The following is a 24,603-nucleotide window of genomic DNA, read 5'->3' on the forward strand; positions in this document are numbered from 1 at the left end:
GACACCGATGTCGCAGCGAGACGTGACCTACAACGGCGAGACCGTCGAGGCCGTGATGGTGGGCACGTACACCCTGGAAATGCACTACGACCCGCCCATGAAGGTCTCCGAGATCCGCGCCGGGGCCGAAGACGTGAACATGCTGGAGAGACGGATCCTGGGCCGCGCCGACGGCCTGAACGAGGACTTCGACGGTGCCGCGAAAGAGTTCACCGAAATCGTCAAGTGGGACATCTCGGCTCTGAGCGCGGAGGACCTGGCCGTCTGGATGGAGGTGGCTTCCAACCTCCGCTTCTGCTCGGCGGTCACCGAGGAGTGGGCCGACGCCGTCAGCGGGTACAAGCGCGAGCGGCGCAGGGTCGTCGACCGGTGGAACGCAGAGGCGCCCGCCCATGAGGCGGACCTGGAGAAGACCGAGGCCGCCTTCCGCTTCGTCGGGCAGGAAACGCCCGCGCAGAAGGCCGGAGCCGCACTCCGCGCCCTGGCCGACGAGCTGGAGGGGGAGGAGGCCATCGCCTACGCGAATCTGGACTCCGTCTCCGTCGACCTCCTCCAGGACCTCAGGAACGGTCCCACCCCCGCAGCGGTCCAGCGCCTCATCGAGAACGGCTACATCACCTGGTCGTACTTCAACCTCGGCGGGGACGTCGAAGCCGCCCCCATCGATATCTCGCCCGAAGAGGCAGCGGAAGACTTCTCTGATTTCATAGATGCCCCCCGGGGGTACGAAGGGGACGTCACAGAGGTCACCGCGATCATCAATAATCTCGCCCTGGTTGCCGCGGCCAAGCAGCAGAGCGGCGGGAACATGGAAAGAGAACACCTGGAATTCCTTTCCGATTTCTATGACCACCTGGAGCAGAACGGGACCAACATGGAGTATCCCGGGGTTCTCGGGGTAGCCATCCAGGCCTCGCATGGCACAGACATCCCAGAAGACCTGAAGGAAAATCTGCTCGGCACACTGGGGAATGGTCTTCTCGTCCTATCCGACGAATCGATCGGAGGCAGCTATCACAGCCTTCCGGAAAGCGTGATCGCCGCCGTCGAGGGTCCCGGAATCGAGGAACACTATGACCTGTTCGACTGGCAACCCCACATAAGCATCTTCTCGGAGATGATGAACTTCTCCGACTCCGGCCTCCGAGGGGGCGAGCAATTCTCAGTGAACCTCACACAGACGATCGCCGGGCAACTCGACGACTGGGACACCGAGAATGACGACCCGGAAGGCATCAACAAACCCCTCACCATCGATCTGGTGGACGCACAGCACCTGATACAGGTTTCCTCCAGGAATGAAAATGCCAACCACGCCATCATCACCGGCGAGGGCGACTACGCGCACCCCCTTTACGGGCTCGATCCGGAGATGACCTTCAGAGGCCTGTACCGCCAAGACTGGCCGGATGACGGCTCCGCCGTCGGGGCGATGACGGACTGGATATGGGAGCAGGCAGGAGACGAAAACGAGGAGATGAGAGGGGAGGCACTGGTGGAATTCGTGGACCTCTTCTCGGACCCGGAGTTCGGCAGTGCGATTTCAGGAACAGGGCACAGCATGGAAGGGACGACTCTGAACAAAAATGGAAAAGAAGTCGACGTGGTCTGGAACGATGTATCCGCAGGCCAATTGAACCCCAACCTGGCCTGGGCCTGGTCCGAGCTTTTCACAACCTACATAGACGCCTTCGCGAGCGAGAACGGAACCCCTTTGGGGGACGAAGTAAGCACATTTGACGAGTCGGGATACCACCCCGGCACCGGCGTGGTGCTGATGACTGATTCGCGCTCCGCATTCCTTGAGCAGGCCATGGGAGATGAAAATTCGGCGGCACACATCTATGCGAATATGGTTCGCTTCGGAAACGAGTCACTCAACGATTTCCCCGACTATAGAGACGATAGCGGACTGGGAATAATTTCAACTGGAGACGCCGCCCAGGCGGGGATCCTCCGCGGACTCGTGGATGCGGCCCTCATCGACGAGGCGGCGACACGGACCACCAACAGCACCCAGGCGAACGCCCATATAAACAAGGTCACAGGATACGGCATCGATATGGCCGGGTCCGTTTTCTCAGAGATGAACTTCCCCGGAAGCGGAGTCGTCGCAGAGGGTTTCAAAATTTTCACGAAGGAACATTTTAATATCGAAGACCACCCGATGACCCCCAGACTCGTCGAGGAGTACGAACCCTGGCACATCATCGAGACCACCCAGGCACGAATACTCCAAGAAATAGTAGAAAACGACCCGAATACAGGAAGAGACCTGGAAAGCCTTGCCCCCGGCCTCGTATCACAGGACTCGAACGGAGCATACTACATATCCCTTGACGGTTTCGAGAACGATGCCACCAGGAATGACTCCTTCAGGGACGCCTGGCAATACGTACAGGACAATGCCGAGCTCGAAAATGGAATCTCTCCCGACTCTGCACTCGAAACCTACACCCAAGCCTACGACAACGCCCGAGAAAAGATCTGATATGCCATCGAAGAAAAGAAGAGGAAAAATCGGGGCGATCGCCTCGGCCTGTGCGATCATCACCTGCTCAGCTTGCCAGACGACCGATGAGGCGTCCGAGCGCCAAGGAATTCATGAGGTTTTCGGAAGCGCACGGCACGGGACCCCCGTCCCCGTGTCCGTCAGCGAGGTCGCATGGAAATGGAATTCCCCGGAGGAGGATCCCGTATTCGAGGTGATACCCGTACCCACCGGCGCCGTCGCACATACGTCCAGCGGGGCTTTCGCCATCGACACGCTGACCGGGGAAACACTGTGGAGCTATGGATTCTCCGAGTCCACGGACGATGTCGAGCCGACACCCGACGGTTCCCGAGTGGTCGTATCGAGCGAGCAGGGAATTGCGGTCCTGGACGCCGCCTCAGGGAAAATAATAGTCGAAGAACATGAAAAAAGAGAGGAATATGAGCTGTCCCTGGAAAGCCTCGGCATCCCTTTGAACTCCGGTTTGGTCTCCATGAGCGAAGAGAACGGCCAGGGCCTTCTGACGATGGATCCCTGGGAAGGCTCCGGCGAACCATGGGAAGCAGAGGCCTCCTGCTCCGACGGCGGGCCGGCCGGGGAGGTCCGGCAAGCCCTGACCACACCCACCGCGTTCATCGTCGTTCAGGACTGTGCCGACGGCGATCAGGAGGTCGTCTCCTTCTCTCCGGAATCGGGCGAGGAGCTCTGGCGCAGTTCCCGTGACGAGGACCTCGGAGTCTCCACCGACCTCGACCTCGCCGGCACGGGAGAGGTACTGGTCCACCAGGACATCTCGACACTCAGAGGCACCCTCATCGTGGACGCCTCCACCGGCGAGGTCATCGCCGACGACCTCGAAGACTCACTGGACAACGACCTGCTGCGTGTGCTGCCCGACGGTTACCTCGCCGTTCGGGAGGACCGGGACGGAAACCTTTCGTACGAGCTGCGCGAGTTCTCGGGGAAGGTCATCGAGCGCACCCTCGTCGATAGGGAAGAAGCCGGAAGCGCGATCACCGGCTACCTTCCCCTTTCCGGGGCCCTTGTGAAACTCAGCCCGACAGGGGAGGGGAACGACGTCCTCCAACCGGTCGTCCACGGATGGGGGACCGAACACGGCGGTGAGAGGATCACCGTCCCGTTCGAGGTCGTCGCTCCTGAGACCCTGTCGCTCAGGGAGGTCGATCGGGTGCTGGGGCCCGGAGCGTTCGAGGCGGTCCCCGGAGCCGTCATCCTCCGAGAACACTCCAGCGACGGAACCACGGCCGCACTGGTCGGGCTGCACTGAGGTCCGCGCCCGAATGCCGTGCTCCGGGACCGTGCACCGGATCCGGCCACCGGCGATCGCCACCGCATGCCCGGGTTTGCGGCAGCGGGTTCCCGGACCACGTGAGCACACCGGTTGCGCCCTTCGGTCCGCTCCGGAAACGCCACGGTGGTCCCCCGTATCCGGGCACCCGCACAACCGGTTCCCGGGCGGCTCCCGGGCCGGCGGGAGCGGCCCCTGCCCAACGCTGGCGCGGACGAGCCCTCGACCTCCCCCTCTCGCCGAACAACTGGGTGACCGGGCACTCGAACAAGGGCGAAACCCTCATGACAGAGATCGAAAACGCACTCGGCGAAACGCATCCGAATATCGACATACGAGCGGTGGTGGAAACCTACACCACCGGATACCAGGAGAGCATGAAGCCGAGGTGCATCTAATAAAGAATACATCGGAGGCACCGGAGAAGAAGAAATATCCATGAGAAAGAAAATCCTCATAACGGCTTCCGCCCTCGTACTCACGGCTTCGGCGTGCACGAGCGAACGGACCGCGGGCGAACCGGTCGCCGTCGACCACATCACCGCCGAGGAGGCCGGTGTCCGGGGCGAAGGGAACTTCACGACGCTGCGGGAGTTCGAAGAACTCGAACCCGCCGACGGGCTCGGAGACGCGTCCATGGCCCGCCGCAGCGACAGGGCCGTCGCCGTGACGCCGCACGGCGTCGTCGGGGTCGGCCATCCCGATGGCGGAGAACGCTGGCGCTACCTCGTACACGGGGAGACGGAGGTATCGGTGGACCTGCCCTCCGGAACCGATGCCCTCGTGGTCACCCATCCGCTTTCGGAAAGCCCCTCGTCCCCTCTCGTCGAAGTCGTCCTGGACCCCGGCACCGGCGAGATCCTCAGTTCCGCGGAACTGCACGCCGACGCCCCCGTCGCTCACGGCCTGGGGACCGAACGGACCAGGATCCTCATCGACGGGGACGGCCGGGTGAGCGCCCAGGATCGGAGCCGGGGGACCGAAGAGGTCTGGAGTGTCGAGGCCGCCGACCGATGCGAGGCCTCCGGAGGCACGATCGCCGACCTGAGAACGGCTTCCGAGGCCGAAAGCGTCTACCTTTCACTCCAGTGCCGGGGGACGGACGAGGGACACCTGGTCGCACTCTCGATGGGAACGGGTGAGACCACCTGGGACACCGCCTTCGCCGGGAGGCCGGACCAGGCGCCGGACATCCTCGTAGTGGACTCCGGGAGTTCGGGCGGTGGCGCGAGCGATGTCGTACAGCGGGCACTGCGCGGGGAGTTCGGCGCCGATCACCTGTATGTGAACGGAGACGACGGCACGTTCCGCACCCCGGAGGTCCTGTCCGCCGCCTCCGTCACCGAGAACCTCACCGTCCCGGCGGAGGACACGGACTCACCACCCCGGATGCTCCTGGTAGGGACGGACACACATATGAGGGCCTCCGCCGCCCACGCGGGTGTCGCCCTCCTCATCGAGGACGGTGTCCTTTCCTTCGACGACCTTGACGAAGCCGCCTACACCGAGGAGGCAGGGGAGCCGCGCCTCCACACCTCGATGGACCCGGTCCAGTTCTTCGGCGACGTCGGTCTCAACCACCTCACGGAAGCTCTGGCCACCGCGGAACCGTGATCCCCCGTCGCCGTTTCCGACGTACACGCACCGGGCCTGGACGGCATACGGGTGCGCGCAGCGGCCCGCACCCGGACCGATGGCCGGAACCGGACACCGTGGCGGACCGGACCGGGCCCGCCACCTCGGGTGCACCGGTACCGCGTTCCTTTTCGGCCGCCCCGGTGCATGTTCTGTGACCATGCGAACCGTAATCTTCCCTGGGGCATCCCACCTCCCGCACACACCGGAAGCAGGCACCGTTCTCCCCTGAAAGGCAGAGTCCCCCATGCGGCGCACCTTCGCTCTCACCGTGTGCCTGCTCGCGCTCACCGCCTGCACCGGCACGGCCGCCGACGAGCCCGGCGGGGACGACCCCGCGACCGTCGGGGAACTCACCGAGGAGGGGCCCGCGGGCCTGGCGCTGGTACACCGCGGCTACGGGGGCGGCGATCCGGAGACCGACCAGGCCCTGGTGTTCCACGACGCCGGAACCGGGGAGCCGCTGCACCGGTTCGACCTGCCCGACGGCTCCGTCGACCCCATGGCCGCCGCACCCCCGGTGCACGCCCGCTTCTCCGAGGACTGGACGTACTACGTGTACGCCACCCGCGAGCCCAACGCCGTCCACGTCGCCGTGCTCACGGACGCCGAGGAGACCCCGCCCACCGCCGAGCCGTCCGAGGGCGAGGAGCCCTCGGCATTCTTCTACCTGCCGGTGGAGAGCGTCACCCCGCCCGCGGGGGAGGTGCTGTCCGCCCCGGCCGTGCACGGCGACCGCCTGTGGTTCGTCTCCGACGCCCCCGCGGACGCCAACCCGCCCCGGGTGATGTCGGTGCCCCTGGACGCACCCGCCGGCACGCCCAACCAGGAGGGCACCCTCCCCCTGGGCGAGAACCAGAGCCCCAGCGACTGGTCGCTCACCCCGGACGGCGCCCTGCACATCCGCAACAGCGTGCAGACCCGGCAGGTCGGCGGCGCCGGGAACCTGGTGGTGCGCGAGACCGGCGACAGCGTCGTCAACGCCACCCTGACCATCGACGGCGGCCAGTGGCAGAGCTTCGACGACGCGCCCGTCTGGGGCGCGGGCACCGCCCTGCTGCGGTCCGCCGACACCGGCGACGGCTCCCCGGCGGGCGCCTACCTGGTGTCCGTCGACGGCCAGGGGCACACCGCCGCCCGGCTCCTGGAGGACGCCCAGGGCCCCGTCGAGCAGTACGCGCTGCCCGCCGAACGCGACGCCGTCCTGGCGCAGACGCCCACGGCATGGTTCCGGGTCGACCTGAACGAGGGCGGCGCGGTCGCCGGGACCGAGGAGCTGTTCCCCCGGTTCCACGACGCGTCCATGGACGGATGGCCGCTTGCCGTGCGCTGGGTGCGCACCCCCGTCACCGCCGAGGAGAGCCCGCAGGAATGAGACGTTCCAGGCGGAGTTCCCGCGTTGACCCACGGACTCGGACGTTACTATCGTCCGTGATATCCCCTCCTTTATCACCGTGGCCGAAAAGCCACTCGGAGGAGCCCTCGCAACCGAACGACCGGAAAGGCTCAGATGTCGCACGTCGGTATTGAGAACCATGACGCCCTCTCCACCGGTGGAGAACAGCTCGGCCAGGAATCCGACAATCTCCGCGGTCAGATGTCCCAGCTCATCGATGACATGAGCCAGGACGCCAACGTCCTCCAGGGCCAGGCCCTCGCGGACTTCAACGACGCCAAGCAGGCCCTCTCCGAGCGCTTCGAAGAGCTCATGACCTGGTGCGGCCAGAACGGCATCAAGTTGAACGAGGGACAGGGCCAGTTCAACCTCACCGACCAGGAATCCAGTGACGTCCTCGGGCAGTCCGTCAGTGACCTGGGCGGTCTTTCCCGGCCGATCAACGCCTGACCCCGACCCCTCCGAACGAAGAAAGGGCGTACCCCCGTGGGAGCCTCCAACTACGACGTCTACGGCGACGTCGCCGGCATCCAGGGCCTGGCCGAGGACCAGCAGGCGCACCTGGGCCGCTTCACCGCGATCATGAGCCAGATCCACGAGCAGTCCGAGTCCACCGTGAGCAAGTGGGAGGGGTCGGGCAGCGCGCAGTTCCAGAGCAAGGCGCAGGAGTTCGACACCCACTTCTCCGAGGTCAACTCGGCGTTCGTGACGCTGATCGCCGCCACCGGCGACACCGCCGACAACTACAGCAAGCTCACCCGGTACCTGGACGGTCTGTTCTAGTAGGCTCTGCGACGATGTCCACCCCACCCCCGGCCGACCCGGAGCCGCAGCTTCCCGAGGCGTTCCACTACACGCCCGACGAGGAGAAGTACGTCCTCCAGGCGGACGCCCTGCGCCACCGCCAGCTGCGGTCCGCGCTGCTGTACGGGTCCAGCCGCTACTGGCGCCGACGCCAGCAGGTGTGGCCCGCGGTGATCGGCGGACTGATCCTCGTCGCACTGATCTGCGGGGTCATCGCCCTGGTGGGGGCCTTCGGCCGACAGCAGGAGGTCAACTCCGAACGCGGGTGGGGCGTGAACGCCCAGGAGACGTCCGCGCGGCCCTGACCCGCCGCCACCACCACACCTAGGGAGTCCTTTCTCTCATGTCCTCATGGGCGCCCGGGTACGGGACGCCGGTCCCCTTGACGCAGGGGCGCCGGGCCCGCATCGTGCGCGCGACCCGGTCGGCCAGCGGGGCCGACGTCGTGCTCAAGGTGCTGCCGCCGAACCGGGGGCGGGCAGAGCTGGAGCGGCTGCGCGACCTCAGCGGCGTGCCGGGCGTGGTTCCGCTGCTGGACGCGGGGAGCACCGCGGACGGCGGCATGTTCGTGGCGCTGCCGTTCTACCCGGACGGGTCGTTCGCGGAACTGCTGGCGAACAAGGGACCGGCGCCGGTGCAGGAGGCCGCGGCGGTCGCACGCAGCGTCGCGGGGGCCCTGGAGGCGATGCACCAGCGCGGGATGCTGCACGGGGACGTGTGCCCGGGGAACGTGCTGCGCGCGGGGCGCACCCCGGTGCTGACGGGGTTCGGCGCGGTGCACCGGGCGGGCGAGTCCGCGCCGCCGCCCGATCCGCGCTCGGAGTCGTTCCAGCACGCGGCGCCGGAGGCACTGCGCGGAGAACCGCGCACCGCGGCGTCGGACGTCTACCAGCTGGCGTCGACGGTCTGGACGCTGCTGGTGGGACGGCCGCCGTTCGCCGAGGGGGACTTCGAGCCGCGTTCCTACGCGGAGCGGGCGCTCACCCGCGAGGTGCGGCCGGTGCCGCGCTCCGACGTGTCGCGCAAGCTGCGCGGGGTGCTCACCCGGGCGATGGCCAAGGAGCCGGGCGAGCGGTACACGAGCGCCGCGGCCTTCGCCAACGCCTTCGAGCAGGCGCGCATCACCCGCCCGGCCGCGGACTCCGGCGACGCGAACGCCCACACGCCCCCCTCGGGGGTGCGGCCCCCGACGGCCGGCTGGACCCCCGACGCCCCCTCCGGCACCCAAACCCCAGCAGCCGCATGGACCCCCGACGCCCCCTCCGGCGCGCACCCCCCGGCCACCGCATGGACCCCGGAAACGCCCTCCCGGGCACGGCCCGCACCGCAGCCGCACCACCCTGAACAGCCGCCCGGCGCCCCGGGCACGACCCCCGTGCCCCCCGGCGCCCACACCCCGGCGGCCGACCGGGCGCCCGAGGCTCCGCCGGCAGCCCCTGGTGCGCCCGGTGCGGGACGTCCTCCGATGCCCCCCGCACAGCCGAACGCCGGCACAGCGCCCTCCGGAGCCCACCCCGCCCACACCCTCCCCTCCGGAGCACAGCAGCCCGCCACCGCTCGGCCTCCCGGCGCACCCCCCGGGGCACAGCCCCCGGCCACCGCGTGGCCCCCCGGCACGCGGCCCGACCCGGGGTCGGCGCCCTCCGGTGCGCACCCCGCGTACACCCTCCCCTCCGGCGCGCAGCCGGGCCACGGCACCGCCCCCTCCGGAGCCCGGCCCGCCCACACCCTCCCCTCCGGGGCGCAGCCCCCGGCGACCGCGTGGCCCCCGCGGGCGCGTCCCGCCCCGGCACAGCCCGCCGCCCCCGCGGCGCCCGGCGCTGCGCCGTTCGGGTACCCGCCCCCCGGTCCGCCCGCCCCCGGCGGCCCCCCGCACGGCCCCGTGCCCGTCCCCCCGCCCGGAGACCGCGCGCCCGTCGTCGACGCCGGCGGTACCGCCGAGATCATGATGGCCAAGCTGCGCGGCGAGGAGATCTCGGCGCTGCGCGCCTGGTCCCGGCTGGAGGGGTGGAGCGGCGACGGCCGGTCCTCGTTCCTGCCCATCGACGAGATCGAGCAGGAGAAGGAGACCGCCGACTCCCGGTCCCCCGCCGTCCCCGGCGGAGCGCCCGCCCGCTGGCGCCGCCACCTGCACATCGCCGTCTCCGTCTGCGGCATCCTGCTGGTCACCGCCGTCTCCGGCGTGTTCGCGTCCACGTCGCCGCCGCCCGTCGCCGAGACGGCCGCCGCCGTGGAGCCCTCACCCGAGCCCTCGCCCTCCGGGCCCGCCGACGAGGTCGTCTCCCCCGAGGCCCCGCCCGAGGTGGCCGCCCCCTCCGCGGTGGCCCTCCAGGACAACCTCGGCAACGTGATGCTCAGCTGGACCGACAACAGCGGCGGCACCGCTTCCTTCTTCGTGCTCGGCGGTCCCCTCGGCCACGACCCGGCGACCCTCGCGCGGACCGGCCCCGGGGTGGTGTCCGCCCAGGTCATCACCGAGAACACGGTGATGGAGTACTGCTTCACCGTCATCGCCGTGGACGGTTCGTCCGCCCCCGCCGCCGAGGTGTGCACCGCCCGCGGCGCGGCCCGGGACGCCGCCCGCGAGGCGGAGGAGGAGGCCGAGCGCGAAGCCGAGGAGGAGGCCGCGGAGGAGGAGGAAGCGGAGGCCGACCCGTCGCCCTCCCCGGCCCCCCGCGACTAGCGGGTGTGATCCCGCTCCTGGCGGCGGCCCCGGACCCCGGAGTAGATTCCGAGGGTTCCCCACTACCCAGGAGGTCCCCGTGTCCGGCGTGGTCACCGGCTTCGGCGTCATCACCACCGTCGTCGTCATCGGCTACATGCTGGGCCGCCTCTCGCTGCTGGGCAACGGAGCCCGCGACGTGCTCAGCGCCCTGGCCTTCTACGTGGCGGGCCCCGCGCTGATGTTCACGATCCTCCTCGACACCGACCTGTCGGTGCTGCTGTCGGGCAAGGTCGTGGTGAGCGCCCTGAGTGTGGCGGTGGTGGTGGTCGTCGTGGTGGCGACGGGGCTCCTGCGCCGCTGGGGCGTCTCCCGCACCACCATGTCGGCGCTGACCTCCTCGTACGTGAACGCGGGCAACCTGGGCCTGCCCATCGCCTCCTACGTCCTGGGCGACGCCTCCCTGGTGGCGCCGATCCTGCTGACCCAGATGCTGGTGATGGCCCCGATCGCCGTGACCGTGCTGGACCTGGCGGGCGGCGAGGTCCGCGGCGCGGGCCCGGTGCTGCGCCGCGCCCTCGGCACCCCCGTGCGCAACCCGCTGCTGCTGGCGTCCCTGGCCGGTGTGACGGTGTCGGCGTCGGGGTGGACGCCGCCCGCCCCGCTGCTGGAGCCGTTCGAGCTGATCGGCGCGATGGCGGTCCCCGCGATGCTGCTGGCGTTCGGCATCTCGATGCACGGGTCGGGGATGCCCGGACGCGGCCCCCAGCGCGGGGCGGTGCTGTTCGCGGTGGCGCTGAAGTCGGTCGTGCAGCCGCTGTCGGCGTGGGCGCTGGGCGCCCTGGTGTTCCACCTGTCGGGCCCGGACCTGTTCGCGGTGGTCGTGCTGGCGGCGCTGCCCACGGCCCAGAACGTCTTCACCTACTCGCTGCGCTTCGGCGTGGACGTCGACACGGTGCGCGAGACCGTGCTCATCTCCACGTTCACGACGGTCCCGGTGCTCTTCGCGGTCACCTTCCTGCTGGGCTGACCGGGAAAAGCCCGCCGCCGGCCTCACACTCCCCCCTCCCCCGACACATACAGGTGAGAGGACGGGAGGTACGCCGATGAGACGCGGCACGGCCGGGGACGCATACTCCGGCCAGCGTGACTTCAACGCCCTGTTCGAGGAGCACTACGACGCCGTTCACCGCTACGCGCGGCGCCGGGTGGGCCCCGACCACGCCGACGACGTCGCATCCGAGGCCTTCGTCGTGGCCTGGCGGCGCGCGGAGCGCATGCCGCCGGGCCGCGAACTGCCCTGGCTGTACGCCTGCGCACGCCGGATCACCCTGGCCCACCTGCGCAGGGACCAGCGGCAGGACCTGATCGCCGAGTCGCTGAGCAGGCGGCCGGGGGCGGCGGTCCACGCGGACGACGCCGACCGGGTGGTCGAACGGGCCGGGGCCCTGGCCGCCCTCGCCCGGCTCACCGAACAGGAGCGCGAGCTCGTGATGCTCGTGACCTGGGAGGGGCTCGACTGCCGGCAGGCGGCCCGGGTCGTCGGCTGCACCCACGTCACCGCCCGCGCCCGGCTGCACCGGGCCCGCAAGAGGCTCAACGCCCACATGAACGAGTCGACCCCGGACCACGCCCCGAAGGAGGCGGCATGGACGACCTGACCGCGCTGCGCAACGCCCTGAACGGCGCCGACCCCGCCGCGGGCGCCGCGCCCGCCCCCGAGGCCCGCCACCGGGCCCGCACCGACGCCATCGCACGACTGGAGGAGTCCCCCGCCATGTCCCGCCCCCTGTGGAGACGCATCCCCTTCCTGGTCGGCGGAGCCGCCGCCGCGGCCCTGGCCGTGGGCGCCGCGGCCCTGCTGCCGCCCGCCGACGAGCCCGGCGGCATCCCGTCCGCCTACGCCGCCCCGCCCGAGCCGATCGAGGTCGTCGGCGGCGACCCGGTGGACGGGACCGACGGCCTGCTGGCGCTGGCCGGGGTCACCGAGGACCGCGGTCCGGCCCCGGGCCGGGGCCGCGTCGGCTTCGTCTCCACGTCGGGGACCGAGCTGGTCCGGCTCACCGCCAACGCCGGGGACGACGACCCCGACGAGACCCACGGCTACCGCTACGTGCCCTACGAGTGGAACGAGTGGACGGGCCCGGGCGGCGAGCACCGCTCCGACGACCACCCGCTGCCGCCGCTGGACAAGGGCGGCGAGGAGGCGGACCACGAGGCGTTCCTGGAGCGGGGCTCGGAGTCCTTCGAGGACACCCTGCACCCGGCCCTGGTGTGGCCCGAGGAGCTGCCCGCCGACCCCGAGGGCCTGGAGGAGGTGCTCGCCGGCCTGGGCGAGGGCCCCGAGGACCGCTCCCCGGCCGGGATCGTGAACGCGGTGGAGTTCCTGTACGGGACGCGCCCGCTGGCCGGCCCCGAGGAGGCCGCCGTGCAGCGCGTGCTCGCCGGGCTCGACGGCTTGGAGTACCTGGGCACCGCCGCCGACCCGCTGGGCCGGGAGGGCGAGCTGTTCTCCGTCGAGGTGGAGGACGAGGCGGCCGTGACGGAGTTCCGCTTCCTCTTCGACGCCGGCGACGGGACGCTGCTGTACCGCGACTCCACCCTCCTGTCGGAGGACCCCGAGTACGGGTCCGCCGAGGACTACGGCCTGTCCTACCCGCTGACCGCCGCGCAGGTCGCCTACGTGTGGTCGGGCTGGGTCGGGGAGGTCGGCGAGCGCCCGTAGCGCCGGGGGCCGCGCACGGCGCGGGCCGGCCCCGCCCCGGTCGCCGGGGCGGGCGCCGGCCCCGCCATGTGCCCGCCGAACGGCGCGGCCGGGCCCGTGCCACCGGAAGCGGGGTGGAGCGGACTCCACCCCGCTTCCGGTGGCCGGGCCCCGTGTGCCCGCGGGGTCCGGAACCTAGGTTCGGGAGGGAGAGCGAACCCCCCGACGAGAGGTCACCGCATGCCCGGCCGACGCGCCGCCGCCCTGTGCGCGGCGGTACTCCTGACCACGGCGCCCGCTGTCACCGCGGCGGCGCCCGCGGCGCCCACCGCCCCCGCACCACGCGAGGCGGTGTCCCTGACCCCGGAGAGCGCCCGCGCCTTCACCGACGACCGGGTGGCCGCGCTCCTGGAGGAGTACGGCGCTCCCGGGGCGGCCGTGACCGTCGTCCTCGGCGGCGAGCGGGTCGCCACCGCCGCCCACGGGTACGCCGACCTGGCGGAGGGAACGCCCCTGGACGCCGAGGAGCACTTGTTCCCCACGGCGTCCGTGGCCAAGTCGTTCACGGCCGCCGCCGTCCTCACCCTGGCCGGGGAGGGCCGGCTGGACCTCGGCGAGGACGTCGACACCTACCTGTCCGAGGGCGACCGGCTCCCCGGCCCGCCGGTCACCCTGCACGACCTGCTCACCCACACGGCGGGGTTCGCCGAGGCGGTGGAGGAGCAGGCCCCCGCCACCCTCGGCGAAACCCTGCGCGCCACCGCCCCGGAGCGGCTGTTCGAGCCGGGCGAGTACACCGCCTACTCCAACTACGGGGTGGCGCTGGCGGGATACGTCGTGGAGGAGGTGTCGGGGACCCCGTTCGAGGAGTACGCCCGGGAAAACGTGTTCGCCCCGCTGGGCATGGACGACACGGAGTTCGCGCAGCTCGCCGACGTGCGCGCCGACCGGCCCCTGGTCACCTCGCACCTGGCCGACGGGACCGCCGTGGAGGACCCGCACATCGGGAACGTCCCGGCGGGCACGGCGGTGACCACCGTCGGGGACATGGCCCTCTTCATGGAGGCGCTGCTGGACGGCGGGCGCGTCGACGGCGAGCAGGCGCTCGCCCCGGGGGTGGCCGAGGCCCTGGTGGAGCGGCGATCGGGGGCGCATCCGGCGACGACCGGCCTGGGGTACGGCACCTACCAGCGGCGGGCCGGGGAGTCCCCCGTCATCGGCCACGGCGGCGACCTGACCGGGCTGCACACGGGATACGCGGTGGTGCCGGAGATCGACGCGGGCGTGTTCGTCGCCGTCAACGGGGACGACGCGGCGGGGGCGAACCCCATGGTGGACCTGCGCCTGGCGGTGCTCGACGCGTTCGTCGACACGTTCGCGCCGCAGGGGTACCCCGCCGGCGCGGCCGACCCGGACGCCGACCTGGGCGCCTACGAGGGCTCCTACGTGACCTCCCGGCGCGCGGCGTCGGGCCCGGCGCGGCTGGTGGCCCTGTTCGACAACGTGACGGTCCGGGACGCGGGCGACGGAACGCTGTCGGTACGCGGGGCGCTGGCCTCGGACGACCGCTGGCTGCCGGTGGAGGAGGGGGTGTTCGTCGCGGAGAACGGCGCGGACCTCCTGGCGTTCGTCGAGCGGGACGGCGCGGTGGCCGCGATCGCCACCGACATGAACCCGACCTCCGTGTACACCCGTACCGGCGCCCTGGCCTCACCCTCCCTGCACCTGGTGGCCGCGGGGGCGGCGCTGCTGGTGCTGCTCACCGTGCTGGTCCCGGTGCAGCGGTCGGGCACCGGGTTCACCCTGGCGACCCGGCTGGCGCTGACCGGGACGGCGCTGGCGGCGGTCGCGGCGGTGGGCCTGCTGGTCTACGCGGCGACCGACCTCGCGGTGGCGCAGGTATGGCTGGTCGAGGGGTCCGCGGCGCTCACCGTCCCGATGACGGTGACGGGCGTCCTGGCCGCGGTGTCCGCGGCGCTCGTCGGGGTCTGCCTGGCGCGCGGGCTGCTGCGGCCCTTCTCCCGGGTGCACCTGCCGCTGGCCGCGCTGGCGGGGCTGGTACTGGCCGCGGTCGGGGCGGTGTACGGGATGGTCCCCCTGCCGTTCTGACACCCGGCGCCGGCACCCGGCGCCGGCAGGTGTCCGGGGCGACACGCCGGGGAACAACAGGGGTACGGGCCCGTCCTCCTCCCCCTTGGGGGACGGGCTCCTCCCCGTGCCCCGGGCCGGTGCGCGCGACCCGGCGGGGGGCTCCGGAGCCGCCGCCCGCTCCCGCCCCCGGCACACGGGCACCGCGGGACCGGAGCGGCCCCCTCGCGAACAGGGCCACCGCCCCGGCGGGGGCGCGGCGGCGGTCACCCGGCCCCGTCCCCATCGCGGACCGGCGTCGATCCGCACCGCCCCACACGTCAGACGGCCCCGCCGGCCCACGCCCCCCGCGCACCGCCCCGCCACCCCCGGGGCGGGAGCGGCCCCCGCGCCCGCCCGGCCCGCGGTCGGCCCCGCCACCTCACCCGCGCAGCCGGGCGTTGATCCGCGCCGCCCGACGCGTCAGGTGGTCGCGCTCGGCCAGGTCTGCGGCCCCGCGCGCGGCCTCGGCGTACAGCCGGGCCGCCTCCTCCTCCCGGCCGTCGCGCTCGTGGAGGTAGGCCGCCACGGCGGTGTACCGGGGCAGCGCCGCGTCCAGTTCGGCGAGCGCCGCCAGCCCGGCGCGCGGCCCGTCGGCCTCGCCGACGGCCACCGCCCGGTTGAGGCGGACGACCGGGCTGCCGGTGAGGCGCACGAGTTCGTCGTACCACTCGACGATCTGCACCCAGTCGGTCTCCCCGGCGGTGGGCGCGTCGGCGTGCAGCGCCGCGATGGCGGCCTGGACCTGGAACTCTCCCGGGCGGTCGCGGGCCAGGGCCCCCTGGAGGATCCCCACGCCCTCGGCGATCGCCCGGGTGTCCCAGAGGGAGCGGTCCTGCTCCGCGAGCGGGACCAGGGCGCCGTCGGGCGCGGTCCGGGCCGCGCGTCTGGCGTGGTGGATGAGCATGAGGGCCAGCAGCCCGGCCGCCTCGGGGTGGTCGACCGCCGCCGCGAGGCCGCGGGTGAGCCGGAGGGCCTCGGCGGCGAGGTCGACGTCCCCCGAGTAGCCCTCGTTGAAGACCAGGTACAGGACCCGCAGCACGGTGGCGACGTCGCCGGGGCGGTCGAACCGCGCGTCGGCGACGGTGCGCTTGGCCCGGCTGATGCGCTGCGCCATCGTCGCCTCGGGCACCAGGTAGGCCCGCGCGATCTGGCGGGTGGTCAGCCCGCCGACCGCCCGCAGCGTCAGCGCCACCGCCGACGCGGGCGTCAGCGACGGGTGGGCGCACAGGAAGTAGAGCCGCAGCGTGTCGTCCACCGCCGCCGCGGGCCCCGGCTCCGGCTCCCCGTCGACGAGGTCCTCGCGCCGTCGGCGGGCCGTGTCCGACCGGGCCGCGTCGAGGAACCGCCGCCAGGCCACCGTGACCAGCCAGCCCCTGGGGTCCCGCGGCGGGTCGGACGGCCAGGTGCGCACGGCCTCGACCAGGGCGTCCTGGACGGCGTCCTCCGCCGCCGCGAAGTCGGCTCCGCGGCGGACCAGGATGCCCAGCACGCCCGGCGTGAGGTTCCGGAGCAGGGTCTCGTCCACCTCGCGGGTCACTCCTCGACGGTGGGGTGCGCGCCCAGGAACGGGCGCAGCTCCAGCCACTCGTGGATGGGCCGGCCGCCCGCGCCGGGGGCGGCCGACAGCTCCCCGGCCAGCTCGACGGCGCGTTCCTCGCTGTCGACGTCGATCACCATCCATCCCGCGATGACGTCCTTGGTCTCGGGGAACGGCCCGTCGGTGACCGGCGGACGGCCCTCGCCGTCGTACCGGACGAACATCCCCTCCGGGGAGAGCGCCTGGGAGTCCACGTACTCCCCGCTCTCCTCCAGGCGGGCCGCGAAGTCGTTCATGTACCGCACGTGGGCCGAGATCTCCTCCGGGGTCCACCGGTCCATGGGCACGTCGTTGACCGCCGCGGGGGCTCCGCGGTAGTGCTTGAGCAGCAGGTACTTGGCCATCGTGATCTCTCCTCGGTGCGAGTGCGACCCATTCTGGCCGCCTTCTCCCCGGGGACGGAGCCGCCGGGGGATTCTCGACATCCCCGTGCGAGAGATTTTCCGTCCCCGTGGCGCGGCCCCCGGCGGCGGCTCCCGGACCCCGGGGCGGCCGGACGGGCAACTCCACGGCCCGCGCGGGCGTCCAACCGGGGGACGGGGTTCACAGAACCGAGTGCAAGGAGAGCCCCCATGCCTCCCCCCTCTCCCCGGTCCCGCACCCGCCTGCGCCTGCTCGCCGCAGCCGGGCTCTCCGTAGCCGTGGGGGTGCTGACCCTGGGCGGCAACGTCTTCGGCGCGCGGGTCGCCCCGGGCGGACCCGCGGCCGACGTCGCGCTCTGGGCGCTCCTCTCGGTGGCGGCGGTCGCCGCCGTCTTCCTCATCACCCTGTGGGCGAGCGCCCTGCTCCTGCCCCCCGCCCCGCCGCCGGCCGCGCCCGCCCCGCCGGGGACGCCGGACCGCGACGCCCCGTTCCACATCCCCGTGAGCACCCCGTGGACGCGGTTCGAGCAGGCGTACTCGGTGGTGGCGTACCTGCTCTTCCCGGTCGTCGCGGCGTTCCTCGTCCCCTGGGTGCCCTACACGTGGGACCTCGTCTCCTCCGGGGGCATGACCGGCCTGCTGGACGAGGGGCACCCCTATACGGGGGGCTTCCTCACCGCCTACCGGGACCTGCTGCCCTGGGTCGTCGGAACGGCCGCCGTGTCGGTCGCGGCGGGTGCGTGGCTGCTGTGGAACGAGGACTGGTACTCCGACCCCGACCTGCTGGTCATCGACTCCCACGGCGTCAGCGCCGTCGACCGGCGGTGGATCCGCTTCCCCGACGACCGGTCGTTCTTCATCGGGTGGGACGAGGTGGACCGGACCCGCGTGTCCACGCACCCGGTGGAACCCGCCCACGCCTTCACCGTGGTCTACCGGCGCGGACGCGAGCGCCACCCCTTCTGGCTCCGGTGGCACGGCTTCCGCCCCCATCCCGACGGCCCCGGCGTCCTCACCGTCGCCCTGGTGCCCGTCCGCCCGCGGACCCCCGGCGGCCCCGCGCCCGCCTCCGTCCTGCGCGACGCCCTCGAACGGTTCGGGCCCCCGCCCCGGGCACAGGCCGACCCCTGAGCACGCGTGCGGCCCCCGGGGTCTCCCCCGGGGGCCGCGGTCGCACCGTCAGCCCCGACGGCGCGGTTCACAGGAGACTACCCCCAGGCGAGCGAGGTCAGCTCCGGGTCCTCCAGCGCCGCGCCGACGTCGCGCAGCACCTTCGAGCCGAGCTCCCCGTCGACCAGGCGGTGGTCGAAGGACAGCGACAGCGTCGTGACCTTGCGGATCTTCAGCTTGCCCTTGTGCACCCACGGCATGTCGCGGATCTGCCCGAAGGCCAGGATCGCCGCCTCGCCGGGGTTCAGGATGGGCGTCCCCGCGTCCACGCCGAACACGCCCACGTTGGTGATCGTGATCGTGCCGCCGGACATGTCCGCCGGGGTCACCTTGCCCGCGCGGGCGGTGTCGGTGAGCTCCTTGAGCGCCGCCGCCAGCTGCGGCAAGGGCTTGGCCCCGGCGTCCTTGATGTTGGGCACCACCAGGCCGCGCTCGGTGGCGGCCGCGATACCCAGGTTCACGTAGTCCTTGAACACGATCTCCTGGGCGTCCTCGTCCCAGGACGAGTTGACCTCCGGGTTGCGCCTGACCGCCAGCAGCAGCGCCTTGGCGACCATGAGCAGCGGCGACACCCGCACACCCGCGAAGTCGGGGTGCTCGCGCAGCCGCGCGACCGCCTTCATGGTGCGGGTGACGTCCACCTGGAGGAACTCGGTGACGTGCGGGGCCGTGAATGCGCTGCCCACCATCGCCGCCGCGGTCGCCTTGCGGACGCCCTTGACAGGCACCCGCCGCTCCCGCGCCGACCGGTCCGCGGCCGCGGGGGCCGCGGGGGCCCGCTCCCCGGACACGGCGGCCGGCTCCGGGTCGGCCGGTGCGCCCTGGGCCGCCGCGTGCACGTCGTCGCGGGTGATGATCCCGCCCGAGCCGCTGGGGGCGACCGTCGCGAGGTTGACCCCGAGGTCCTTGGCGAGCTTGCGCACCGGCGGCTTGGCCAGCGGGCGGCCCTGGGAGGCCACGGGGGCCGGGGCGACCGCCACCGGAGGCGCCGGGGCGGGGGCCGGCCTGGCGGCCGGGGCCGGGGACACCGGGCCGGCGGGCTCGGGGCGGCGGCGGGTGCGGCGCTGGGTGGCGCCGGCCTTCTCGCCGTAGCCCACCAGCGGCTTCTCCCGCTCCTCCTCGGCGGGGGCGGCGGCGCCGTCACCGCCGGTGCCGTCGTCCACGGTGATGATCACCGTGCCGACGTCCACCGTCCGCCCCTCCTCGACCAGCAGTTCCTTGACCGTGCCCGCGAACGGGCTCGGCAGCTCGACGACCGCCTTGGCGGTCTCGATCTCGCAGATCATCTGGTTGACCGCGATCTCGTCGCCCGGTTTCACGAACCAGGTGAGGATCTCCGCGTCGACGAGGCCTTCGCCCACGTCGGGCAGCTTGAACGAGTGCACGCCGCCCACCGCGGGGGCGTTCTTCTGAATCGCCATGTGTTCCTGTTCCCCTAGTACGCGAACGCCCGGTCGACCCCGTCCAGGACCCGGTCCAGGTCCGGGAGGTAGTGCTCCTCCAGCCGGGACTGCGGGTAGGGGGTGTCGAAGGCGGCGACCCGGATGACCGGGGACTCCAGGTGGTAGAAGCACTCCTCCGTGATCCGGGCGGCGATCTCGGCGCCCGGCCCGCCGGTGAGCGTGGCCTCGTGGGTGACCACCAGGCGGCCCGTCCGCTTCACGGACTCCACGACGGTCGGGTAGTCCACCGGGGACAGCGACCGCAGGTCGATGACCTCGATGGAGTGGTCGGTGTCGGCCTCGGCCGCCTGGAGGGCGGTCTTGACCATGGGCCCGTAGGCGAGCAGCGTGACGTCGGTGCCGGGGCGGGCGACGCGGGCGGCGCCCATCGGGACCGCCTCGGCGAAGGGCGCCTCGGTGTCCACCTCGGCCTTCTCGTAGTAGCGCCGCTTGGGCTCCAGGAAGATCACCGGGTCGTCGCTGCGGATCGCCTGCTGGATCATCCAGTAGGCGTCCACCGCGTTGGCGACGCTGACCACGCGCAGGCCCGCGGTGTGCAGGAAGTACGACTCGGGGGACTCGCTGTGGTGCTCCACGGCGCCGATGCCGCCGCCGTAGGGGATGCGCATGACGACGGGCACGCTGAGCTTGCCCGCGGAGCGGCGGCGCATCTTGGCGAGCTGGGTGAAGGTCTGGTTGGCCGCGGGGAAGAAGAACCCGTCGAACTGGATCTCCACCACGGGGCGGTAGCCGCGCATCGCCATGCCGATGGCGGTGCCGACGATGCCGGACTCGGCCAGCGGGGTGTCGATGACCCGGTCCGCGCCGAAGTCCTTGTGCAGCCCGTCGGTGACCCGGAAGACACCGCCGAGCCTGCCGACGTCCTCGCCCATGACGAGGACCTTGGGGTCGTGTTCCATCGCGGCGCGCAGGCCGGCGTTGACGGCCTTGCCGATCGTGAGGTTGGACATGGCCTATCGGACCCCTTCCGCCTCGAAGGAGGCCAGGTACTCGGCGAACTCCGCGCGCTGGCGGTCGATGTGGACGTTGGGTTCGGCGTACACCTCGTGGAAGATGTCCAGCGGCTCGGGGTCGGGCAGGCTCCGGCACTGGGTGCGGACCTTCTCGCCCAGCGCGTCGGCCTCGGCGTCGACCCCGGCGAAGAAGGCGTCGTCGGCCAGCCCGTTGTGCTCCAGGTACCGGCGCACCCGCAGGATCGGGTCCTTGGCCTTCCACTCCTCCAGCTCGGCCGCGTTGCGGTACCGGGTGGGGTCGTCGTTGGTGGTGTGGGCGCCCATCCGGTAGGTGAACGCCTCGACCAGGGTGGGGCCGTTGCCCTCGCGGGCGTTGTCGAGGGCGGCGCGGGTGACGGCCAGGACCGCCAGCACGTCGTTGCCGTCCACCCGGACGCCGGGGAAGCCGAAGCCGGAGGCGCGCTTGTAGATGGGCACGCGGGCCTGGCGCTCCAGCGGCTCGGAGATGGCCCACTGGTTGTTCTGGCAGAAGAAGACCACGGGGGCGTTGTTCACCGAGGCGAAGTTGAACGCCTCGTTGGTGTCGCCCTGGCTGGTGGCCCCGTCGCCGAAGTAGGTGATGACGGCGGTGCCGTCCTCGCCGAGGGCGCCGTCGCGCTGCACGCCCATGGCGTAGCCGGTGGCGTGCAGGGCCTGGCTGCCGATGACGATCGTGTAGAGGTGGAACCCGTGCTCGTGGGGGTCCCAGCCGCCGTTGGTGACGCCCCGGAACATGCCGAGGAGCTCTTCGGGCTCGATGCCGCGGCACCAGGCGACGCCGTGCTCGCGGTAGGAGGGGAAGGCCATGTCGTGCCCGCGCAGGGCGCGGCCGGAGCCGATCTGCGCGGCCTCCTGGCCCAGCAGCGAGGCCCACAGGCCCAGCTCGCCCTGGCGCTGGAGGGAGACGGCCTCACCGTCGAAGCGGCGCACCAGGACCAGGTCCCGGTACAGGTCGCGGACCTCGTCCGCGGTGATCTCCAGGGGGTAGTCGGGGTGGCCCGTCAGTTCCCCTTCCGGTGTCAGGAGCTGGATGAGCTCCGGTTCCTCGTGCGCGGTGGTGTCCGACACGTCGCTCCTCGGGTACTCGGGGCCGGTTTCGCGCGGGTGAACGCTGGCCGGCCGGATCGCCGCACGTACACCCGGGGTGATGGATGTACGGCGGACCTCACCATATGGTGACAGAACTCACCGTGGAGAGCGCAAGACCCGGCCGACACCTTTTACGCCGCGAGTACATGTTCCCCGATGCCGGACCAGCCCGATTAGCAGGGCTTCCTAGCATGTACAAGGTCTTCCGACAACTTTGTCGGGGAGTGGCGGAGCGTGCGGCCGCGGAGCGGCGGCGGCCGGGTCCGGCCACGGAGCGTGGCGGGGGTCCGGTCCGAAAACCCCTCGGTTCCGGCCCCCGATACGGGGCGGGAGCGGGGTCGCGGCCCCTGCGCGGGTCGGCGCCCGCGTTCGGCGGGCTTGCGCGGGGGCCGGGTGCGCGGACCCGCGGCGCGTGCCGCCGCAGGGCCCTTCCCCAGGTCGCCGGGGGTCGCGCCGGGCACCGGCGCCGGGGCCGCCCGGCGTGAGGAGGCGCCCCGGCACGGGGGTCTCCTGCCGGAGGGGCCTCGGGGTCCCCGGACCCGTCCCCGTCCGTCGGGGGCGCGGGCCGCGCGGGGAGGCGGGGTCGGCGGGGCCCCGCTAGCGGGCGGCGGGCACGCGCATGCCGCGGTCGCGGGCGTAGTCGGTGAGCATCTCGCGGAGCTGGCGGCGGGCGCGGTGCAGCCGCGACATCACGGTCCCCAGCGGGGTGCCCATGCGCTCGGCCACCTCCTTGTAGGCGTAGCCCTCGATGTCGACGAGGTAGATGACCTCCTGGAACTCCTCGGGCAGCCGCGCGAGCGCCTGCTTGATGTCGGAGTCGGGCAGGTGGTCCAGGACCTCGTTCTCGGCCGACCGCATGCCCGAGGAGGTGTGCGCCTCGGCGGCGGCGAGCTGCCAGTCCTTGATCTCGTCGGTGGTCTCCTGCCGCGGTTCGCGCTGCTTCTTGCGGTAGGTGTTGATGAAGGTGTTGGTCAAGATGCGGTAGAGCCAGGCACGCAGATTGGTGCCGGCGCGGAACTGGTGGAAATTGGCGAACGCCTTGGCGAACGTTTCTTGGACGAGGTCCTCCGCGTCGGCCGGATTGCGGGTCATCCGCAGGGCCGTGGGATAGAGCTGGTCCGCGAACGGCGTGACGGCGGTGGCGAAGTCCAACGCCTCTTCAGGCTCCCGCCCGTCACTGTTGCGCGCGGCGATCGCTTCCATTTCGATAGTCGTCAAGATTCCCCCTCAGGACGACCGGACGATCACTTCCACCCTGTTAGACGCCATCTCGTGCTCTCAATGATGACATCAATCAAGGTGATCCGAGTCACGAACGTACCGAAACACTCGCTTGCGGGGTTCAGGATGCGGTAAAAACCCCGCTCTCCCCCTACCCCGCAAGGCGTCGGGGATATTCCCCGGCGGACCGCGCCCACGCGGCCGCACCGGGGTGAGACGGGTCTCGGCCGCACCGCGCCCCCCGCCGGTGCCGTACTCTGGCGTCGCCCGCTCCGAGCAGTACGGAGAGGCGTCCGCCCGGCCGGGGAGCCGGGAGGGGACGGGAGGGCGGCACACCCATTTCTCTTGTGGAGGACCCTGTGGCCCGCGTCGTTGTTGACGTCATGCTCAAGCCCGAGATCCTGGACCCGCAGGGCCAGGCCATCGCCGGGGCCTGCTCGCGCCTGGGCTTCGAGGGGATCGAACAGGTCCGGCAGGGCAAGCGCTTCGAGGTCGAGGTCGAGGGCGAGGTCGACGAGGCCGCGCTGGCCGGCGTCCGCCGTCTGGCCGAGACCGTGCTCGCCAACACCGTCATCGAGGACTTCAGCGTCCGCGTGGACTCCTGAGCCCCCGGGCCGCCGCGCGGCCCGGCACAGCGGACACCGTCGCCGGATTTACGGCATTTGCCGAAAAGCGCGAGGAGTGTCCGCGGCGTCTGATGTGCAATGGAACGACCGGCGGAGCCCCATGAGGGCACCGCCGGTCGTTTTACGTCCATCCCCCTCGGGAAGGTTCCTTGACGTGCCGGGCCCATGACCGACGACGGAGCACGAGAGGAGTTATTTCATGGACGTTGCCTTCTCGATCTCCCTCCCGCGGCGGGCGTACACGGTCGCCGTCGCACGCGACATGCTCGGAACACTCCTGCACCGCGCGGGACTGTGCCGGGACTGCGTCGACGACTTCCTCCTGGCCGCCTCCGAGGCGTGCGCCAACGCCGTCGAACACGGCGGACCCGTGTCCGACTACCGGGTGGACGCCGAGATCGACGAGCACTGGTGTGAAGTGCGCATCTCCCATACGGGAAGAGCGCCCGACACCGAGGCGCTAGCCGCGCGTTTCACCTCGGAACGACCCCCGCCCCTCCCCGGACTGGACTCAGAATCGGGCAGGGGCATTCTGTTGATGCGCCGCCTCATGGACGAGGTGTCGTTCGAGGGGGAGCCGAGGGTCACCGTACTGCTGCGCAAGCGCCGGACCTCCTGCGACGAGGACCCCGGGAGCGCGGCCGGGCGGGTCCCGGCCCCGGCCGACGCCCTCCTGCTGGACCGGGTCTGAGACCGGGGGGCGTCGGCCCCCCGCCGCCGGGAGTGGCGCGCACCACGTGTCGCACACCACGCCGTCTGTCGGGTCGTACACCCGCGGGCGCCCGCGAACCGTGGGAATCAGGAGATTCCTACGAAAGCGGACCCCGGAACGGGGGTGAGCGTCGTACCCCCGCACAGGTGAGCGGGTACGCTGCCAAGTGCGGACGCGATACCCCCCTCGGGGTCGGACGGACGCCGACTTCCTCCTCGCCGACAACTCCCCGCACCC

Annotated in this window: 21 protein-coding genes; 15 read left to right on the forward strand and 6 right to left on the reverse strand. The window is 71.8% G+C overall.

Features of this window, described 5'->3' with window-relative positions:
• The first annotated feature begins 7 nt into the window (after window positions 1-7).
• The 12 genes from BUE45_RS32590 (at window position 8) to BUE45_RS18670 (ending at window position 15,113) form a co-directional block, all read left to right on the forward strand.
• Window positions 8-2,491: a TPR repeat domain-containing protein gene (locus tag BUE45_RS32590; RefSeq protein ID WP_073380627.1), complete on the forward strand. Its 2,484-nt coding sequence runs from the start codon at window positions 8-10 to the stop codon at window positions 2,489-2,491.
• A 154-nt stretch (window positions 2,492-2,645) separates the two neighbouring features.
• Window positions 2,646-3,782 (forward strand): outer membrane protein assembly factor BamB family protein, encoded by a 1,137-nt coding sequence (locus tag BUE45_RS18620; protein ID WP_178378573.1) that lies wholly within the window; start codon window positions 2,646-2,648, stop codon window positions 3,780-3,782.
• A 459-nt stretch (window positions 3,783-4,241) separates the two neighbouring features.
• Window positions 4,242-5,417 (forward strand): PQQ-binding-like beta-propeller repeat protein, encoded by a 1,176-nt coding sequence (locus tag BUE45_RS18625; protein ID WP_073380629.1) that lies wholly within the window; start codon window positions 4,242-4,244, stop codon window positions 5,415-5,417.
• Between the two features lie 268 nt (window positions 5,418-5,685).
• Window positions 5,686-6,813 carry a hypothetical protein gene (locus BUE45_RS18630; protein ID WP_073380630.1) on the forward strand — a complete coding sequence of 376 codons (1,128 nt, stop codon included), beginning with the start codon at window positions 5,686-5,688 and terminating at the stop codon, window positions 6,811-6,813.
• Between the two features lie 135 nt (window positions 6,814-6,948).
• The gene (locus tag BUE45_RS18635) at window positions 6,949-7,284 is read left to right on the forward strand and encodes a hypothetical protein (RefSeq protein WP_073380631.1); all 336 of its coding nucleotides are present in this window, start codon (window positions 6,949-6,951) and stop codon (window positions 7,282-7,284) included.
• A 36-nt stretch (window positions 7,285-7,320) separates the two neighbouring features.
• The gene (locus BUE45_RS18640) at window positions 7,321-7,617 is read left to right on the forward strand and encodes a WXG100 family type VII secretion target (RefSeq protein WP_073380632.1); all 297 of its coding nucleotides are present in this window, start codon (window positions 7,321-7,323) and stop codon (window positions 7,615-7,617) included.
• Between the two features lie 14 nt (window positions 7,618-7,631).
• On the forward strand, window positions 7,632-7,943 hold the full coding sequence (locus BUE45_RS18645; protein ID WP_073380633.1) for a cytochrome b family protein: 312 nt from the start codon (window positions 7,632-7,634) through the stop codon (window positions 7,941-7,943).
• Window positions 7,944-7,981: 38 nt separating this feature from the next.
• A complete protein-coding gene (locus tag BUE45_RS18650; protein WP_073380634.1) occupies window positions 7,982-10,321 on the forward strand; it encodes a serine/threonine protein kinase in 2,340 nt (779 codons plus the stop codon).
• A gap of 79 nt (window positions 10,322-10,400) precedes the next feature.
• Window positions 10,401-11,330, forward strand: a complete 930-nt coding sequence (locus tag BUE45_RS18655; RefSeq protein WP_073380635.1) for an AEC family transporter — start codon at window positions 10,401-10,403, stop codon at window positions 11,328-11,330.
• Between the two features lie 76 nt (window positions 11,331-11,406).
• Window positions 11,407-11,961, forward strand: a complete 555-nt coding sequence (locus tag BUE45_RS18660; protein ID WP_073380636.1) for an RNA polymerase sigma factor — start codon at window positions 11,407-11,409, stop codon at window positions 11,959-11,961.
• A complete protein-coding gene (locus BUE45_RS18665; RefSeq protein WP_073380637.1) occupies window positions 11,949-13,025 on the forward strand; it encodes a CU044_5270 family protein in 1,077 nt (358 codons plus the stop codon). The genes BUE45_RS18660 and BUE45_RS18665 overlap by 13 nt, the downstream gene beginning before the upstream one ends.
• 219 nt (window positions 13,026-13,244) lie before the next feature.
• Complete coding sequence (locus BUE45_RS18670; RefSeq protein WP_073380638.1) at window positions 13,245-15,113, forward strand: serine hydrolase domain-containing protein; 1,869 nt, start codon at window positions 13,245-13,247, stop codon at window positions 15,111-15,113.
• Window positions 15,114-15,513: 400 nt separating this feature from the next.
• Here BUE45_RS18670 and BUE45_RS18675 read toward each other — a convergent pair whose 3' ends face one another.
• Complete coding sequence (locus BUE45_RS18675) at window positions 15,514-16,659, reverse strand: RNA polymerase sigma factor (RefSeq protein ID WP_073380695.1); 1,146 nt, start codon at window positions 16,657-16,659, stop codon at window positions 15,514-15,516.
• 8 nt (window positions 16,660-16,667) lie between these two features.
• Complete coding sequence (locus BUE45_RS18680) at window positions 16,668-17,075, reverse strand: YciI family protein (RefSeq protein WP_073380639.1); 408 nt, start codon at window positions 17,073-17,075, stop codon at window positions 16,668-16,670.
• A gap of 228 nt (window positions 17,076-17,303) precedes the next feature.
• Between BUE45_RS18680 and BUE45_RS32595 the strand changes: the two genes are divergently transcribed.
• Entirely contained in the window at window positions 17,304-18,224 is a 921-nt protein-coding gene (locus tag BUE45_RS32595) for a hypothetical protein (protein ID WP_073380640.1), read from the forward strand.
• Between the two features lie 77 nt (window positions 18,225-18,301).
• Here the strand turns inward: BUE45_RS32595 and BUE45_RS18690 are convergent, their stop codons facing one another.
• From BUE45_RS18690 to BUE45_RS18705, 4 genes are all read right to left on the reverse strand, one after another.
• On the reverse strand, window positions 18,302-19,684 hold the full coding sequence (locus tag BUE45_RS18690) for a dihydrolipoamide acetyltransferase family protein (RefSeq protein ID WP_073380641.1): 1,383 nt from the start codon (window positions 19,682-19,684) through the stop codon (window positions 18,302-18,304).
• Window positions 19,685-19,698: 14 nt separating this feature from the next.
• Entirely contained in the window at window positions 19,699-20,676 is a 978-nt protein-coding gene (locus BUE45_RS18695) for an alpha-ketoacid dehydrogenase subunit beta (protein WP_073380642.1), read from the reverse strand.
• Window positions 20,677-20,679: 3 nt separating this feature from the next.
• Window positions 20,680-21,786, reverse strand: a complete 1,107-nt coding sequence (gene pdhA, locus BUE45_RS18700) for a pyruvate dehydrogenase (acetyl-transferring) E1 component subunit alpha (RefSeq protein WP_073380643.1) — start codon at window positions 21,784-21,786, stop codon at window positions 20,680-20,682.
• A gap of 618 nt (window positions 21,787-22,404) precedes the next feature.
• Window positions 22,405-23,010 (reverse strand): sigma-70 family RNA polymerase sigma factor, encoded by a 606-nt coding sequence (locus tag BUE45_RS18705; RefSeq protein WP_178378578.1) that lies wholly within the window; start codon window positions 23,008-23,010, stop codon window positions 22,405-22,407.
• Between the two features lie 377 nt (window positions 23,011-23,387).
• Here BUE45_RS18705 and purS point away from each other — a divergent pair, with 377 nt between their 5' ends.
• A complete protein-coding gene (gene purS / locus BUE45_RS18710; RefSeq protein WP_073380645.1) occupies window positions 23,388-23,633 on the forward strand; it encodes a phosphoribosylformylglycinamidine synthase subunit PurS in 246 nt (81 codons plus the stop codon).
• Between the two features lie 220 nt (window positions 23,634-23,853).
• Complete coding sequence (locus BUE45_RS18715) at window positions 23,854-24,345, forward strand: ATP-binding protein (RefSeq protein ID WP_073380646.1); 492 nt, start codon at window positions 23,854-23,856, stop codon at window positions 24,343-24,345.
• The last annotated feature ends 258 nt before the right edge of the window (window positions 24,346-24,603 follow it).

Origin of the sequence: Nocardiopsis flavescens (assembly GCF_900141985.1) — a bacterium.
In the GTDB taxonomy this organism is placed as follows: domain Bacteria; phylum Actinomycetota; class Actinomycetes; order Streptosporangiales; family Streptosporangiaceae; genus Nocardiopsis; species Nocardiopsis flavescens.

Excerpts from the sequence above, each read along its gene's own strand:
- BUE45_RS18665 (WP_073380637.1), top strand. The coding sequence starts at position 11,949 with ATGGACGACCTGACCGCGCTGCGCAACGCCCTGAACGGCGCCGACCCC.
- BUE45_RS18630 (WP_073380630.1), top strand. The coding sequence starts at position 5,686 with ATGCGGCGCACCTTCGCTCTCACCGTGTGCCTGCTCGCGCTCACCGCC.
- BUE45_RS18705 (WP_178378578.1), bottom strand. The coding sequence starts at position 23,010 with ATGGAAGCGATCGCCGCGCGCAACAGTGACGGGCGGGAGCCTGAAGAG.
- BUE45_RS18660 (WP_073380636.1), top strand. The coding sequence starts at position 11,407 with ATGAGACGCGGCACGGCCGGGGACGCATACTCCGGCCAGCGTGACTTC.
- BUE45_RS18715 (WP_073380646.1), top strand. The coding sequence starts at position 23,854 with ATGGACGTTGCCTTCTCGATCTCCCTCCCGCGGCGGGCGTACACGGTC.
- BUE45_RS18670 (WP_073380638.1), top strand. The coding sequence starts at position 13,245 with ATGCCCGGCCGACGCGCCGCCGCCCTGTGCGCGGCGGTACTCCTGACC.
- BUE45_RS18635 (WP_073380631.1), top strand. The coding sequence starts at position 6,949 with ATGTCGCACGTCGGTATTGAGAACCATGACGCCCTCTCCACCGGTGGA.
- BUE45_RS18680 (WP_073380639.1), bottom strand. The coding sequence starts at position 17,075 with ATGGCCAAGTACCTGCTGCTCAAGCACTACCGCGGAGCCCCCGCGGCG.
- BUE45_RS32590 (WP_073380627.1), top strand. The coding sequence starts at position 8 with ATGTCGCAGCGAGACGTGACCTACAACGGCGAGACCGTCGAGGCCGTG.
- BUE45_RS18690 (WP_073380641.1), bottom strand. The coding sequence starts at position 19,684 with ATGGCGATTCAGAAGAACGCCCCCGCGGTGGGCGGCGTGCACTCGTTC.
- BUE45_RS18625 (WP_073380629.1), top strand. The coding sequence starts at position 4,242 with ATGAGAAAGAAAATCCTCATAACGGCTTCCGCCCTCGTACTCACGGCT.
- BUE45_RS18695 (WP_073380642.1), bottom strand. The coding sequence starts at position 20,676 with ATGTCCAACCTCACGATCGGCAAGGCCGTCAACGCCGGCCTGCGCGCC.
- BUE45_RS18650 (WP_073380634.1), top strand. The coding sequence starts at position 7,982 with ATGTCCTCATGGGCGCCCGGGTACGGGACGCCGGTCCCCTTGACGCAG.
- BUE45_RS32595 (WP_073380640.1), top strand. The coding sequence starts at position 17,304 with ATGCCTCCCCCCTCTCCCCGGTCCCGCACCCGCCTGCGCCTGCTCGCC.
- BUE45_RS18645 (WP_073380633.1), top strand. The coding sequence starts at position 7,632 with ATGTCCACCCCACCCCCGGCCGACCCGGAGCCGCAGCTTCCCGAGGCG.